This window comes from Pseudomonas sp. ACM7 (assembly GCF_004136015.1).
GTDB classification, from domain to species: Bacteria; Pseudomonadota; Gammaproteobacteria; order Pseudomonadales; family Pseudomonadaceae; genus Aquipseudomonas; species Aquipseudomonas frigoris.
This window is the reverse complement of sequence record NZ_CP024866.1, coordinates 2,574,476-2,588,510: the sequence shown is the minus strand read 5'-3', so window position 1 is coordinate 2,588,510 and position 14,035 is coordinate 2,574,476. Positions and strand designations below refer to the sequence as shown.

12 protein-coding genes are annotated in these 14,035 nt (G+C 59.8%); 8 read left to right on the top strand and 4 right to left on the bottom strand.

Annotated elements, in window-relative coordinates:
• The first annotated feature begins 46 nt into the window (after window positions 1-46).
• The 6 genes from CUN63_RS12130 to CUN63_RS12105 all read left to right on the top strand — a co-directional run bounded on the left by CUN63_RS12130 (window position 47) and on the right by CUN63_RS12105 (window position 6,252).
• The gene (locus tag CUN63_RS12130; protein WP_129439696.1) at window positions 47-1,435 is read left to right on the top strand and encodes a pitrilysin family protein; all 1,389 of its coding nucleotides are present in this window, start codon (window positions 47-49) and stop codon (window positions 1,433-1,435) included.
• A 220-nt stretch (window positions 1,436-1,655) separates the two neighbouring features.
• A complete protein-coding gene (locus CUN63_RS12125; protein ID WP_129439694.1) occupies window positions 1,656-2,687 on the top strand; it encodes a DUF5924 family protein in 1,032 nt (343 codons plus the stop codon).
• Window positions 2,688-2,740: 53 nt separating this feature from the next.
• Complete coding sequence (locus CUN63_RS12120) at window positions 2,741-3,889, top strand: ABC transporter permease (protein ID WP_129439692.1); 1,149 nt, start codon at window positions 2,741-2,743, stop codon at window positions 3,887-3,889.
• The gene (locus CUN63_RS12115; RefSeq protein WP_129439691.1) at window positions 3,886-4,689 is read left to right on the top strand and encodes an ABC transporter ATP-binding protein; all 804 of its coding nucleotides are present in this window, start codon (window positions 3,886-3,888) and stop codon (window positions 4,687-4,689) included. Before CUN63_RS12120 ends, CUN63_RS12115 begins: the two co-directional genes overlap by 4 nt.
• Window position 4,690: 1 nt before the next feature.
• A complete protein-coding gene (locus tag CUN63_RS12110) occupies window positions 4,691-5,629 on the top strand; it encodes an MlaD family protein (RefSeq protein WP_129439689.1) in 939 nt (312 codons plus the stop codon).
• Window positions 5,626-6,252, top strand: coding sequence for an ABC-type transport auxiliary lipoprotein family protein (locus CUN63_RS12105; RefSeq protein ID WP_129439687.1), 627 nt, complete (start codon window positions 5,626-5,628; stop codon window positions 6,250-6,252). The genes CUN63_RS12110 and CUN63_RS12105 overlap by 4 nt, the downstream gene beginning before the upstream one ends.
• 119 nt (window positions 6,253-6,371) lie before the next feature.
• On the opposite strand, the gene CUN63_RS12100 is transcribed toward CUN63_RS12105, so the two are convergent.
• The 4 genes from CUN63_RS12100 to CUN63_RS12080 all read right to left on the bottom strand — a co-directional run bounded on the left by CUN63_RS12100 (window position 6,372) and on the right by CUN63_RS12080 (window position 10,447).
• Window positions 6,372-7,601: a nucleoside recognition domain-containing protein gene (locus CUN63_RS12100; RefSeq protein ID WP_129439685.1), complete on the bottom strand. Its 1,230-nt coding sequence runs from the start codon at window positions 7,599-7,601 to the stop codon at window positions 6,372-6,374.
• Between the two features lie 202 nt (window positions 7,602-7,803).
• A complete protein-coding gene (gene gltP / locus CUN63_RS12090) occupies window positions 7,804-9,135 on the bottom strand; it encodes a glutamate/aspartate:proton symporter GltP (protein WP_111448144.1) in 1,332 nt (443 codons plus the stop codon).
• Between the two features lie 778 nt (window positions 9,136-9,913).
• The gene (locus tag CUN63_RS12085) at window positions 9,914-10,078 is read right to left on the bottom strand and encodes a DUF1328 domain-containing protein (protein ID WP_003177151.1); all 165 of its coding nucleotides are present in this window, start codon (window positions 10,076-10,078) and stop codon (window positions 9,914-9,916) included.
• 81 nt (window positions 10,079-10,159) lie between these two features.
• Complete coding sequence (locus CUN63_RS12080) at window positions 10,160-10,447, bottom strand: hypothetical protein (protein ID WP_129439681.1); 288 nt, start codon at window positions 10,445-10,447, stop codon at window positions 10,160-10,162.
• A 434-nt stretch (window positions 10,448-10,881) separates the two neighbouring features.
• On the opposite strand from CUN63_RS12080, the gene algB reads away from it, so the two are divergent.
• Window positions 10,882-12,228 carry a sigma-54-dependent response regulator transcription factor AlgB gene (gene algB, locus CUN63_RS12075; RefSeq protein ID WP_123367426.1) on the top strand — a complete coding sequence of 449 codons (1,347 nt, stop codon included), beginning with the start codon at window positions 10,882-10,884 and terminating at the stop codon, window positions 12,226-12,228.
• Window positions 12,229-12,238: 10 nt separating this feature from the next.
• On the top strand, window positions 12,239-14,029 hold the full coding sequence (locus CUN63_RS12070) for a KinB sensor domain-containing domain (protein WP_129439679.1): 1,791 nt from the start codon (window positions 12,239-12,241) through the stop codon (window positions 14,027-14,029).
• Window positions 14,030-14,035 lie beyond the last annotated feature (6 nt).

The window sequence follows — 14,035 nt, the reverse complement described above, 5'->3', positions numbered from 1 at the left end:
CCTGGCTGACGACACGGATCTCCGATTGGTTGCCTGGAAGCTTGCTATGCGTTGTCTGTTGTTCGCCTGTCTGTTGCTTGGCTCATTCCCTTCATTTGCCCTGGATCGCTTTCAGGTCGAGGGCTATACGCTGCCCAACGGCCTGCAATTGCTGCTCAAACCCGGCACCGAGCGTGGGCATGTGGCGATTCGTCTGGTGGTCGGCGTCGGCATCGATGATTTCAGTTGCGCTGACAAGGAGTTGCCGCACCTGCTTGAGCACTTGCTGTTCAGCGGCATCGACGCCACGGGCGAAGGCGGGCTGGAAGAACGCATGCAGGCCTTGGGCGGCGAGTGGAACGCCTACACCAGCAACGCCGACACGACGTTCGTCATTGAAGCCCCGGCGAAAAACCAGCGCAAGGTCCTCGACCTGCTGCTGGCGCTGCTGACCCAGACCCGAATCGACGACAACGCCATCAACGCCGCCAAACAAGTGGTCGAGCGCGAGGACGGCGGCCATTACTCGCACCTGCAACGCTGGCTGGATCGCCAGGATCTTGGCCACACGGCGAGTAATCAGCTGGCGGTGGAACTGGGCCTCAAATGCCCCGAGCGGCCTGAGGTCGATCACCTGACCCGCGAACAAGTGGAGACGGTACGAAAGGCCTGGTACGCGCCCAACAACATGACCCTGATCGTCGTCGGCGACCTTGAGCGCTTGCTGCCGGCCTATCTGGAACGGACTTATGGCGCGCTTGAAGCGGTCGACCCGACTGATCACCCGCCCCTGCCGGCCATCCAGGCCAGTGCTGCACATGAGCGGACCCTGAGTCACGGTTTTGTCGGCGGCAGTGCCAAGTTGCATTGGCTGGTGCCAGAGCCGGTGCTGGAAGACCAGCACGACGAAACCTTCGACTTGCTCAAGGACTATCTGGACTGGGCGCTCTACCGCCAGCTGCGCCTGACTCATAGCTTGTCCTACGGGCCTTCGGCCGAGCGCGAGGTGTTTGGCGGTGTGGGCTTCATGAGCCTGAACGCAGACCTTGAGCGCGATGACGTCTCCAAGGCCGAAAAGGTGCTGGATGATCTGAAGGCGGGGTTGCTCAGGGACGGTCTCAATGCCAACACCTTCAACCGCCTCAAGCAGGCCGCCATCGCCCGCCAGGCCTGGGCCGTGCAAGGCAACAGCGCGTTGGCCGATTATTACTGGAGTGCCCTTGGGGACTACGAGGACGGCCGTTTCGCCAACCCGGCCAAGGAACTGCAAGGGGTGACGCTGGAGGAAGCAAACAAGGCCATGCGTGAATTGCTCATGCAACCGGGGTATTTACGCATCGAGAAACCGCTGATGAGTGATGACCAGTTGATGTGGGCGATTGGCGGGGTGTTGGGGCTCATCGTATTGATGCTGCTGGGTTGGCGCTTGCATCGAAGGGCACCACGAACCGTGTAGCAGCTGCCGAAGGCTGCGTTCGGCTGCGAAGCAGTCGCAAATCCGTTACGTCAGATATATCTGATGGACCGCGTTGAATGGTTTACGACTGCTCCGCAGCCGAACGCAGCCTTCGGCAGCTGCTACACGGGTTTTGTGATCGGACCGCAGCCCCTCGCCACGCCGACCCACGGCGGTTACCCTGTCGGGGATTTTTCCCACGACTATTGCGAACCGCCGAATGCCTACTCTGACCCTATACGTCCAGCGCATCCTGGAATTGATGAAGCGCTACCCAGGGGTCATTGCGCTCGGTGGGTTCATTTCCGGGGTCGGCAGCTTCATTCTGGTGGATCGCCAGCAAGGTCTGGCGACCTGGATCACCACCATCATGCTGGTCAGCTGGATCTGGCTGATGCTGGAAAACAGCCTCACCAAGCTGTTCGCCAGGATCTTCAAACGCGAAATACCCCAGCCTCTGCTGCGTTACGCCACGCAGATGATCCACCAGGAGAGCCTGTTCTTCGTCCTGCCGTTCTTTTTTATCACCACCACCTGGAACAGCGGCCAGCTGTTCTTCACCGGTCTGCTGGGCATCGCCGCGCTGATTTCCATCATCGACCCGCTCTACTACAAATGGCTGGCCCCCCGGCGCTGGGCGTTCCTGGCGCTGCACACACTGACGCTGTTTGCTGCACTGCTGACCGCCCTGCCCGTCATCCTGCACCTGACCACCGCTCAGAGTTTCAAACTGGCCCTGGGCACCGCCGTCGTGCTGTCGTTCCCGAGCCTGGCGTCGATCTTCCCGATTCGGACCGTGCGCAACGCCTTGGCGATTCTCAGTATCACGCTGGGCATCGGCGCGCTCGGTTGGGTGCTGCGATCCTGGGTGCCGCCGGCGACCTTGTGGATGACCGACGTGGCGATCAGCACCGAAATGCAGGACCGCACCCCCGGCGACAGCCTCGATGAAGTCAGTGCCGAGCAGATTAGCGGCGGCGGGCTGTATGCCTACACCGCGATCAACGCCCCGCGCGGTCTGGATGAGCGGATCTACCACGTGTGGCAGTTCAACGGCAAAGAGGTCGACCGCATCCCGCTGGATATCCACGGCGGGCGTAAGGAAGGCTATCGGGCCTGGACCCACAAGCAGAATTTCCCCGGCAACCCCGCAGGTAAATGGCAAGTTCGGGTGTTGACCGAAGATGGCCAGGTCATCGGTGTGTTGCGCTTCGTGGTAAAGGACAACAAGCCTGCGACTGCCGCAAAGTAACCCGTTCGTGCTATTACGTAGAGCTGCGTAATAGCCGATAAAGCACGGAGCTTATGACCAGCAGCACAATGGCCGGTAGCGCCCGACTGGACACCTCTCACTCCCCTGCTCAGTTGCGGGTAACGGGTGACTGGACGCTTGTCCATTACGCCGGTCTCAAGCACCTGAGCGAAAAGCTCCACGGCCAATACGACGACAGTACTCACATCGACCTCAATGGCCTCGGCGCGCTCGACACCGCCGGCGCGTCGCTGCTGGTGGAGTTGCTGGGGTCCGAGCGTTTGGGCCGATCCGCCGAACATCCCGATTGCACACTGTCCTCTGCCGACCGTGCCTTGTTGCAGACCGTCTATTGCTCGCTGACCGACTTCTGCGTGCCGATCAAGGAACCGGAAATCAGCGTCGGCATTCAACTGCTGACCCGCATCGGCCGCGCGGTCGACGCGATCTGGCAGGACACCCTGCAACTGCTGGGTTTCGTCGGCCTGATTCTGGAAACCATCGCCCGCAATCTGTTTCGCCCCAAGCGCTGGCGCATTACGCCGATGGTGGCGCACATCGAACAGACCGGCCTCGACGCCGCCCCCATCGTCGCCCTGCTGACCTTTTTGGTGGGCGCCGTGGTGGCGTTTCTCGGGGCGACGGTGTTGGCGAGTTTTGGCGCGAGTATTTTCACCGTGGACCTGGTGGCGTTCTCCTTCCTGCGCGAATTCGGTGTGTTGCTGACCGCGATCCTGATGGCCGGCCGCACCGCCAGTGCGTTCACCGCGCAGATCGGTTCGATGAAAGCCAACGAAGAAATCGACGCCATCCGTACCTTGGGCCTGGACCCGATGGAGCTGCTGGTGGTGCCGCGAGTCTTGGCCCTGCTGGTCGCGCTGCCGATGCTGACCTTTCTGGCGATGCTCTCGGGGATTGTCGGCGGCGGTGTGGTTTGCGCGGTGGCGCTGGATATTTCGCCGGCGATGTTCCTGTCGCTGCTGCAAACCGACATCGGTGTTCAGCACTTTTTGGTGGGGATCGTCAAAGCGCCGATCTTCGCGTTCCTGATCGCCGCCATCGGCTGTCTCGAAGGCTTCAAGGTCAGCGGCAGCGCCGAGTCCGTCGGCGCGCACACCACGTCGAGCGTGGTCCAGTCGATTTTCGTGGTGATCGTGCTCGACGCCGTGGCTGCGCTGTTTTTCATGGAGATGGGCTGGTGAGTCGTCTACCCCGAGCGCCCTCCGAGGCGGTGATCGAAGTCCGCGGTCTGTGCAATCGCTTCGGTCGCCAGAGCGTGCATGAGAACCTTGATCTGGATTTGTACAAGGGCGAAATTCTTGCCGTGGTCGGCGGTTCCGGCAGCGGTAAATCGGTGCTGTTGCGCAGCATCGTCGGGCTGCGTCAGCCCAGCGAAGGTGTAGTGAAGGTCTTTGGCAAAAACCTGCCGACGCTGTCTGAACACGAGCGCTCGATGGTCGAACGGCGCTTCGGCGTGCTGTTCCAGAAAGGCGCCCTGTTCTCTTCGCTGACGGTCACGGAGAACGTCGCCCTGCCCCTGATCGAGCATGCCGGTTTGAGCCGAGAGGACGCCGAACACCTGGCGGCAGTGAAAATGGCCTTGGCCGGGTTGCCGCTGTCGGCGGCCGACAAGTACCCCGCTTCGCTGTCCGGCGGCATGATCAAGCGTGCGGCACTGGCCCGGGCGCTGGCGCTGGACCCGGACATCCTGTTTCTCGACGAACCCACCGCCGGCCTCGATCCGATTGGCGCGGCCGCGTTCGATCAATTGATCCTGACCCTGCGCGATGCGTTGGGCCTGAGTGTTTTTCTGGTGACCCACGACCTCGACACGCTCTACACCATCACCGACCGCGTGGCGGTGCTGGCGCAAAAGAAAGTGCTGGTGGCGGATGCTATCAGCAAGGTGTCGGAAACCGACGATCCGTGGATTCACGAATACTTCCATGGCCCTCGCGGCCGCGCGGCGCTGACCGCCGCTCAACAGCTTAAGGAGGTCTGACATGGAAACCCGAGCCCATCATGTATTGATCGGCCTGTTCACCGTGATTGTGGTGGCGGGCGCCCTGCTCTTCGGCTTGTGGCTGGCCAAGTCCAGCGTCGACACCGAGTTCAAGGATTACGAAATCGTCTTCAACGAGGCCGTCAGCGGCCTGTCCAAGGGCAGCGCCGTGCAGTACAGCGGGATCAAGGTCGGCGACGTGGTGACCCTGCGCCTGGACCCGAAAGACCCACGCCGGGTGCTGGCACGGATTCGTCTGGGTGGTGATACGCCGATCAAGGAGGACACCCGGGCCATATTGGCGCTGACCGGGATCACCGGCACCTCGATCATTCAGCTCAGCGGTGGTACACCGCAGAGTCCGAAGCTCAAGGGCAAGGACGGTGAATTACCGACGATTATTGCATCGCCCTCGCCTATCGCTCGCTTGTTGAACGACAGCGGCGACCTGATGGCTGGCGTGAGCATGCTGATGCAGAACGCCAACCAGATGTTTTCCACGGAAAACGTCGAGCGCATCAGCAAGACTCTTGAGCATCTGGAACAAACCACCGGCACCATCGCCGACCAGCGCGGCGATATCCGCCAGGCGATGCAGCAACTGGCCTCGGTCGGCAAACAGGCCGGCGCCATGCTGGAACAGACGTCGGCGCTGATGCGCAACGCTAATGGCATGCTCAACGATCAAGGCAAGCAGGTGTTTGGCAGTGCCGAGCAGGCGATGAAGTCGCTGGAGCAGAGCAGCGCGACCATCAACAAGCTGCTCACGACCAATCAGGATTCGCTCAACAGCGGCATGCAAGGCCTCAATGGTCTGGCTCCGGCGGTGCGTGAACTGCGCGACACCCTGACGTCGTTGCGGGCTATTTCCCAGCGTCTGGAAGCCAACCCCACCGGTTATTTGCTGGGTAATGACAAGAACAAGGAGTTCACGCCATGAAGCTGACTCACCTCGCCCTCCTCGCCAGCTTCATTGTGCTCAGCGCCTGCTCGATCCTGCCCAAGTCCGAGCCGTCCGATGTCTATCGGTTGCCTTCGGCCCAGAGCAGCGCATCGGCCAGTCACGGGACGCCGCAGCGCTGGTCGTTGCGTCTGACCAAGCCGCAGGCCAGCGAAGCCTTGAACAGCCCAAAGATCGCCGTGATCCCTCAAGGTGACCTGATCAGCAGCTACAAGGCTTCGCGCTGGAGCGACCCGGCACCGGTGTTGCTGCGCAATCGTCTGTTGGATGGTTTCCAGCGTGATGGTCGGGTGACATTGCTGAGCACCGACGACAGCAACTTCCAGGCGGATCTTGAACTGGGCGGTAGCCTGCAGGCATTCCAGACTGAATACCAAGGAACGAACGCGAGCGTCGTCGTGCGTCTGGATGCGTTGCTGGTGCGCGGTTATGACCAGCGAATCCTCGCCAGCCGACGCTTCGAAGTGCGCCAGCCGTTGAGCGATGCGAAGGTGCCGGCGGTGGTGGCCGGGTTTGGCCAGGCCAGTGATCAACTGACGGCACAGGTGGTGGCTTGGGCGGTGGAGCAAGGGCAGAAAGTCGCGCCACCGCTCAGACCTTGAGGCCAACGCAAACCCAATGTGGGAGCGGGCTTGCTCGCGAAAGCGGAGTGTCAGTCGACATCAATGTTGAATGACATACCGCTTTCGCGAGCAAGCCCGCTCCCACAAGGGTTTTGTGGTTAGCCAAAGAACCAGTAGCAAACCCCGATCGCGCCGAGAACGCCGGCAAACTCCGCCAGCAACGCACACCCCACCGCATGCCGCGCCCGCTGGATCCCCACCGCGCCGAAGTACACCGCCAATACATAGAAGGTCGTTTCGGTACTGCCCTGAATCGTCGCCGCCACCAGCGCCGGGAAGCTGTCCACGCCAGACGTTTTCATGGTTTCGATCAGCATCGCCCGGGCGGCACTGCCGGAGAACGGCTTGACCATGGCCGTCGGCAGCGCATCGACGAAGCGCGTGTCCCAGCCGGCCCATTCCACCAGATGCCGAATCCCGTCCAGGCCAAAGTCCAGCGCTCCGGACGCCCGCAGCACGCCGACGGCACACAACATTGCCACCAGATACGGCAGCAGGTTCTTGGCCACGTCGAAGCCTTCTTTGGCGCCTTCGACGAATGCTTCGTAGACCTTCACTTTGCGTAATGCGCCGATCACCAGAAACAACATGATCAGCCCGAACAGCGTCAGGTTGCCGAGGATCGATGACAGGCCGGCCAGAGCGGTCGCTGAGAGCGTCGCCAGCAGCGCCATGAAGGCTCCGAGGGCCAAGGCACCGGGAATCAGGTACGCGAGCACCACCGGGTCCCACAGGCGCAGACGCTGCATGAACGCCACCGACAGCAGGCCGACTAATGTCGAGCAACTGGTGGCGAGCAGGATGGGCAGGAACACCAGGGTCGGATCGGGCGCACCTTGCTGGGCGCGGTACATGAAGATCGTCACCGGCAGCAGGGTCAGGGAGGAGGCGTTGAGCACCAGGAAGAGGATCTGCGCGTTGCTGGCGATGGTGGCGCTGGGGTTGAGCTCTTGCAGCGCTTTCATGGCCTTTAGGCCGATCGGCGTGGCGGCGTTGTCCAGCCCCAGGCCGTTGGCGGCGAAGTTCAGCGTGATCAGGCCGATGGCTGGGTGCCCGGCCGGCACTCCCGGCATCAGCCGCAGGAACAACGGGCCCAGCGCTTTGGCCAGCCACTCGACGATCCCGGCCTTCTCGGCAATCCGAAGAAAGCCCAGCCAGAGGGTCAGGGTGCCGAACAACAGGACCATGACTTCGACGGATAACTTGGCCATGGCGAAAATGCTTTCCACCATCGCCGCGAAGATGCCGGCGTTACCGCCGATCAGCCATTGCGCCAGTGCCGAAACGGCAGCCACGATGAAGAAGCCAAGCCACAGGCCATTAAGCATCAGTCAAATCCCCCGAAGAATGCGGCGAATGATAGCGGGGTAGCCAGAAACGACAAACCCCGGATTTCTCCGGGGTTTGTTTGTGCGATATACGCGGGCCAGTGTGGGAGCGAGCTTGCTCGCGAATACGGAGTGTCAGTCGACCTATTTGCTGAATGACACACCGCTTTCGCGAGCAAGCCCGCTCCCACAAGGGACCTGCTTAATTGCTGGAAATCTCGCCCACTGGCAATTTTTCCTTGCTGCGCCAGTGCGGCAGGGAGTTCCAGTAGCGCTGGCCCTTGGCGTCGTCGTACATGCCTTCCCAACGGGAGATGACCAATACGGCCAGGGCATTGCCGATCACGTTCAGCGCGGTACGGGCCATGTCCATGATGCGGTCGACACCTGCGATGAACGCCAGGCCTTCGAGTGGAATACCCACGCTGCCCAAGGTGGCCAGCAGCACCACGAAGGACACACCCGGTACGCCGGCGATGCCTTTGGAGGTGACCATCAGGGTCAGCACCAGCAGCAATTGCTGGCTGATCGACAGATCAATGCCGTAGAGCTGGGCAATGAAGATGGCCGCGATGCTCTGGTACAGGGTCGAACCGTCGAGGTTGAACGAGTAGCCGGTCGGGACCACGAAGCTGCAAATGGCTTTCGGCGCGCCGTAGGCTTCCATCTTCTCGATCACGCGCGGCAGCACGGTTTCAGAGCTGGCGGTGGAGTAGGCCAGGACCAGCTCATCCTTGAAGATGCGCATCAGCTTGATTACCGAGAAGCCGAACAGGCGAGCGATCAGGCCCAATACCACGAAGGCGAAGAAGGCGATGGCGACGTAAACCAGGATCACCAGTTTGGCCAGCGGCAGCAGGGACGCGAAGCCGAAGTTGGCCACGGTCACCGCGATCAATGCGAAAACGCCGATCGGGGCGTAGTTCATGATCATGTGAGTGACTTTGAACATGCTTTCCGACACGCCCTGGAACATCTTCACCAGCGGCTCGCGCAGGTCCGATTGCAGGCTCGACAGACCGAGACCGAACAATACGGAGAAGAAGATGATCGGCAGCATCTCGCCGCGGGCCATGGCCGCGAAGATATTCGACGGGATCAGGTTGAGGATGGTCTGGATGAACGCATGTTCATGCTGAACCTCAGCGGCGGTGGCCTGGTACTTGGAAATATCCACGGTACCCAGGGTGCTCATGTCGATGCCGGTGCCCGGATGGAACACGTTGGCCAACACCAGACCGACCACGATGGCGATGGTGGTAACGATCTCGAAATAAAGGATGGTCTTGAGGCCGATACGCCCGAGCTTCTTCGCGTCGCCGACGCCTGCAATACCGACGATCAGCGAAGAGATCACGATCGGGATCACAATCATCTTGATCAGACGGATAAAGATATCGCCTGCTGGTTGCAGGACGTTGCTGACCCACCAGGCCTTTTCGGCACTGAAATGGTTGAGCAGCGCACCGATTGCAATCCCCAATACCAGACCGATGAGGATCTGCCAGGCGAGGCTAAGCTTTGCCTTCTTCATATCTTTACCCTTACTTGCGTTTGACTCAGACAGATGCAAGAACTGGAACGCTTGTGGCGAAAAAGTCTTGTGCATCGGCCCCCGTATAAGGTGCCCCGGAGCGCTTGTTATCGGCTCTCTGGCAGGCGAAAAAAGGCGCAACTATTCAGATGCAAGGAAGCAACGTCTAATGCCGTAAACGCCTACCCTATGCCGAATCGGCATGAGCTTTTTTAACTGAAACTCGCGTCCCAACCGGTTCGAATACGACATTTCGGCAGGCATAAGTGCCGTGAACCGGCCATCGTAGAGGAGGTTGGTTGTTTTTTGATCAAGGGGGTGTGGGCTAAAACTAGGGAAAAAGCCTACGTTCAAGCGCGAAAATTCTCGGTCTTTGAGTCGCAGTTTTCTCGATATACGGTCACCAAGAAACACCGCGAAATGGTTTTGCGAGGAATTAGCGGAGGAGGCGAGCAGAACGCTCTAAGACAAGACTTTGCGCTGGGGAGCTCTTCGCAAGTCCGTCGATCTATGAGTGACCGGCGAACTTGCGTCGCAGCTTCTGCCTGACCCGGCCCTTGCGCAGGCACTCCCTGTACCCGTAGGTCACTCCGCCCCTGAAACAGGCAGAACGTCCCGGCCCCTTGATCATGCGTCTACCGTCCTCGGGTAGCGCAGTGGAAAGAAGCCATGTTGCTTCTTTCATGTTACGAATTCAGTACCAGTGTGGATCTTTCTTCCATGGCACTGCCGCCCAGAAGCAGGGCGGCTGCCAGTGTCTTTAACAAAACGCTCATATTCACCCTCGACCGCGACGGCCAAAGAAGAAGGAAGCAATGAACATCACCAGGAACACGACAAAGAGAATCTTGGCGATACCCGTGGCGGTGCCCGCGATACCACCGAAGCCCAGTACCGCAGCGATGATGGCAATGATCAAGAATGTGATTGCCCAGCTCAACATGGTGATTCTCCTTACGCTTCTATTTAGAGATGTTGCTTGTGGTGCTTTTCCCGGCGCATCGAAAGCGCCAAGTTCAAGTGTTTAGAACACCCAACGTTCCTGGCGAGGCATCTCATCCGCAGGCTGAGCCTGGTCGACGTCCATCATTCGCATTGGGGGGCTGTCAGCCTGGTGACTGCTGGCCGCACTGAAATGGGTTTGGGTCGGGTGCTGAATCGAAAAGCGTGGCGCTTCTTGCTGCTGGCTCTGCTCCCAACGCTGAAACTGCTGGCCGCCGATCAAGGTGATTAATAGCGCCAGAACAGCAAACAGACCTTGCTGGAGATGCAGTGGCGAGATACGCAACTGGGCGGCACGTTGGCGACTCATCCTGAAGCTCCTCCCACACGGTGGTGATCTTGGTTGGGGCGGCGTCTAAATGCCCTGGTTACTCAGACCATTGCAGCCTGCATGCCAGCTTTTAATGATAATAAAAACCAATAAAATCAATTAGTTACGAATGATGTCGAATTCGGATCGGACGCATCCTGCACGATGGTCCTTTTGAAGTCGTGCGTAATGCACGATGGACTCGTAGGAACTTTCAATATTTTTGAATTGCGAGGAGGGCGTGGATGTCACAAGGGGACACCGGCAATCGCCTGCGAACCGGCTATCTGATAAAAAAACAACAAAATCAGGCGATTAGCCGTAGGGTGAGGAGAGAGCTACGCTGCTGTGGCTGGAATCGACCAGAATCAACCATGCAACTTGCCCGATTTTTCCGGGACTAACCAAGATCATTCATTAAGGAGCGTAGGAAAATGGAATCAGCCACTGAGCATCAAGGCCGCATTCTGCTGGTGGACGATGAGTCCGCCATCCTGCGTACTTTCCGTTATTGCCTCGAAGATGAAGGCTACAGCGTCGCTACCGCCAACAGCGCCGCTCAGGCTGATGCATTGCTTCAGCGCCAAGTCTTCGACCTGTGCTTCCTCGACCTGCGTCTGGGTGAAGACAATGGCCTCGATGTGCTGGCCCAAATGCGCATTCAGGCGCCGTGGATGAGGGTGGTGATCGTCACCGCTCATTCGGCCGTGGACACTGCCGTGGATGCCATTCAGGCCGGGGCCGCCGACTATCTGGTCAAGCCTTGCAGCCCCGACCAATTGCGCCTGGCCACCGCCAAGCAGCTGGAAGTGCGGCAACTGTCGGCACGTCTGGAAGCCCTTGAAGGCGAAGTGCGCAAACCCAAGGATGGCCTCGACTCTCACAGCCCGGCGATGAAAGTCGTGCTCGAAACCGCCCGCCAGGTGGCCAGCACCGATGCCAATATTTTGATTCTCGGCGAGTCCGGCACCGGTAAAGGCGAACTGTCCCAGGCCATTCACGGCTGGAGCAAGCGCGCGAAGAAATCCTGCATCACGATCAACTGCCCGTCCCTGACCGCCGAACTCATGGAAAGCGAGCTCTTCGGCCACAGCCGTGGCGCGTTCACCGGGGCCAGCGAAAGCACCTTGGGGCGAGTCAATCAGGCCGACGGTGGGACGCTGTTTCTTGACGAGATCGGCGATTTTCCGTTGGTTTTGCAACCTAAACTGCTGCGTTTCATCCAGGATAAAGAATACGAACGGGTGGGCGACCCGGTCACCCGCCGCGCCGATGTGCGCATCCTCGCGGCCACTAACCAGAACCTCGAAGACATGGTGCGCGACGGCCGTTTCCGTGAAGATTTGCTCTACCGCCTGAACGTGATCACCCTGCATCTGCCACCACTGCGCGAACGCAGGGAAGATATTCTGACCCTGGCCGATCGCTTTCTGGCCCGTTTCGTCAAGGAATACGCGCGTCCGGCTCGGGGCTTCAGCGACGAAGCCCGTGAAGCACTGCTCGGCTACCGCTGGCCGGGGAATATTCGCGAACTGCGCAACGTTGTGGAGCGGGCAAGCATCATTTGTCCACAGGAACGGGTCGAGATCAGTCACTTGGGCATGGCTGAAACCCCGGTCAACAACGCACCTCGCATCGGCGCTGCGCTGAGTCTGGATGAATTGGAAAAAGCCCACATCGGAGCGGTCCTCGCCACTGCAGATACGCTGGACCAGGCCGCCAAGACCCTGGGTATCGATGCCTCGACGTTGTACCGAAAACGCAAGCAGTACAACTTGTGAGCTGTCTGCGATGAATCTGGCGATGAAGTTGCGCACGCGGCTGTTTCTGAGTATTTCCGCACTGATCACCGTGGCGCTGCTGGGGCTGTTGCTCGGGCTGGTCAGCGTGATGCAGATGGCGAGTTCCCAGGAAGCGCTGATTCGCAATAATTTCGTCACGCTCGACCTGGGACTGAAATTGCGTCAGACCTTGGGCGATCAGCTGATGATCATGCTCAGCGAGAAGCCGGATCCTCCAGCGTTCGAGGCGTCCAAGCAGCACTATTTTCAGTTGCTTGATGACGGCATTGTCCATGCCCAGGCTGGCGATGAGCGCCAGCATGGTTTCGAACAGGCAAAAACTGACTACCTGAGCTTTCTGCAGGCGTACGACCTGTCACGTGACTCGACACAGGTGTTGAGTGGCAACAAAGAACTCACCGAAAAATTCAATGCGCTGCGCAATGGTTTGATCGTCGAGCAACAGCGTGCGCTGGATAACATCAATGCCACCGAACGGCAGACTCGGGAGAGGGCGCTGCTGGTTGCCGGTCTGCTCGGGCTGGTGGGGCTGGCGGTGCTGATCATCGGCTTCGTGACCGCCCACGCTATCGCTCGACGTTTTGGTGAGCCGATCGAGGCCCTGGCCCAGGCGGCGGACAACATCGGCCAAGGCAATTTCGAAGTGACGCTACCGATTTCCTCGGCCATGGAAATGAACCAGCTGACCAAGCGCTTCGGGATCATGGCCGAGGCCCTGCGCGAGCATCAGGCCACCAATGTCGATGAACTGCTCGCAGGCCAGCAGCGTTTGCAGGCCGTGCTCGACAGTATCGACGATGGGCTGTTGATGATTGACCGCGATGGTCGTTTGGAACACCTCAATCCAGTAGCGCAGCGTCAGTTGGGTTGGGACAGTGATCGTCTCGGTCAAGGTCTGGGTACGGCGCTTGAGCGTCCCGAGCTCGATGATCAGCTGCAACTGGTGCTGCGCGGCGGCACCCTGGAGCGGGCGCCTGAGGACCTGAGTATCGAGGTCGACGGTGAGTCTCGGTTGCTGACCTTTAGCCTGACGCCGGTCAGCCATACACAAGGTCATATTCTCGGCGCCGTAATGGTGCTGCATGACGTCACCGAACAGCGGGCGTTTGAGCGGGTGCGCAGCGAGTTCGTGCTGCGCGCCTCCCATGAATTGCGAACGCCGGTTACCGGGATGCATATGGCGTTCGGCCTGTTTCGCGAGCGCGCGCACTTTGCCAAGGACTCGCGTGAAGCTGACCTGCTGGACACCGTGAATGAAGAGATGCAGCGCTTGATGCAGTTGATCAACGACCTGCTGAACTTCTCCCGCTACCAGAACGGATTGCAGAAACTCACGTTGGCGCCGTGCTCCATCGAGGACTTGCTGGAGCAGGCCCGGGAACGTTTTGCCGGCCCTGCAGAAGAGCAGGGCATTTACCTGCTGGTGGAAGTGCAAGGGCCATTACCGCGATTGCAGGCCGATCAGCCGCAGCTGGACCGGGTACTCGATAACTTGATCGACAACGCGTTGCGCCACACCGCTTCCGGCGGGCAAATACGTTTGCAGGCTCGACGCCATGGGGAACGAGTGATTATCAGCGTCGAGGACAACGGCGAAGGCATTGCCTATGGTCAGCAGGGGCGGATTTTCGAACCCTTTGTACAGGTCGGTCGCAAGAAGGGCGGTGCCGGACTCGGTCTGGCACTGTGTAAGGAAATCGTGCAGTTGCACGGCGGTCGGATGGGTGTTTATTCGCGGCCAGGGCAGGGTACTCAGTTCTATATGGCGCTGTCGGTTTAAGCCGCA

Coding starts and splice junctions, on each gene's coding strand:
- CUN63_RS12105 (WP_129439687.1), top strand. CDS start 5,626: ATGAAGCTGACTCACCTCGCCCTCCTCGCCAGCTTCATTGTGCTCAGC.
- algB (WP_123367426.1), top strand. CDS start 10,882: ATGGAATCAGCCACTGAGCATCAAGGCCGCATTCTGCTGGTGGACGAT.
- gltP (WP_111448144.1), bottom strand. CDS start 9,135: ATGAAGAAGGCAAAGCTTAGCCTCGCCTGGCAGATCCTCATCGGTCTG.
- CUN63_RS12080 (WP_129439681.1), bottom strand. CDS start 10,447: ATGAGTCGCCAACGTGCCGCCCAGTTGCGTATCTCGCCACTGCATCTC.
- CUN63_RS12130 (WP_129439696.1), top strand. CDS start 47: ATGCGTTGTCTGTTGTTCGCCTGTCTGTTGCTTGGCTCATTCCCTTCA.
- CUN63_RS12070 (WP_129439679.1), top strand. CDS start 12,239: ATGAATCTGGCGATGAAGTTGCGCACGCGGCTGTTTCTGAGTATTTCC.
- CUN63_RS12110 (WP_129439689.1), top strand. CDS start 4,691: ATGGAAACCCGAGCCCATCATGTATTGATCGGCCTGTTCACCGTGATT.
- CUN63_RS12125 (WP_129439694.1), top strand. CDS start 1,656: ATGCCTACTCTGACCCTATACGTCCAGCGCATCCTGGAATTGATGAAG.
- CUN63_RS12120 (WP_129439692.1), top strand. CDS start 2,741: ATGACCAGCAGCACAATGGCCGGTAGCGCCCGACTGGACACCTCTCAC.
- CUN63_RS12100 (WP_129439685.1), bottom strand. CDS start 7,601: ATGCTTAATGGCCTGTGGCTTGGCTTCTTCATCGTGGCTGCCGTTTCG.
- CUN63_RS12085 (WP_003177151.1), bottom strand. CDS start 10,078: ATGTTGAGCTGGGCAATCACATTCTTGATCATTGCCATCATCGCTGCG.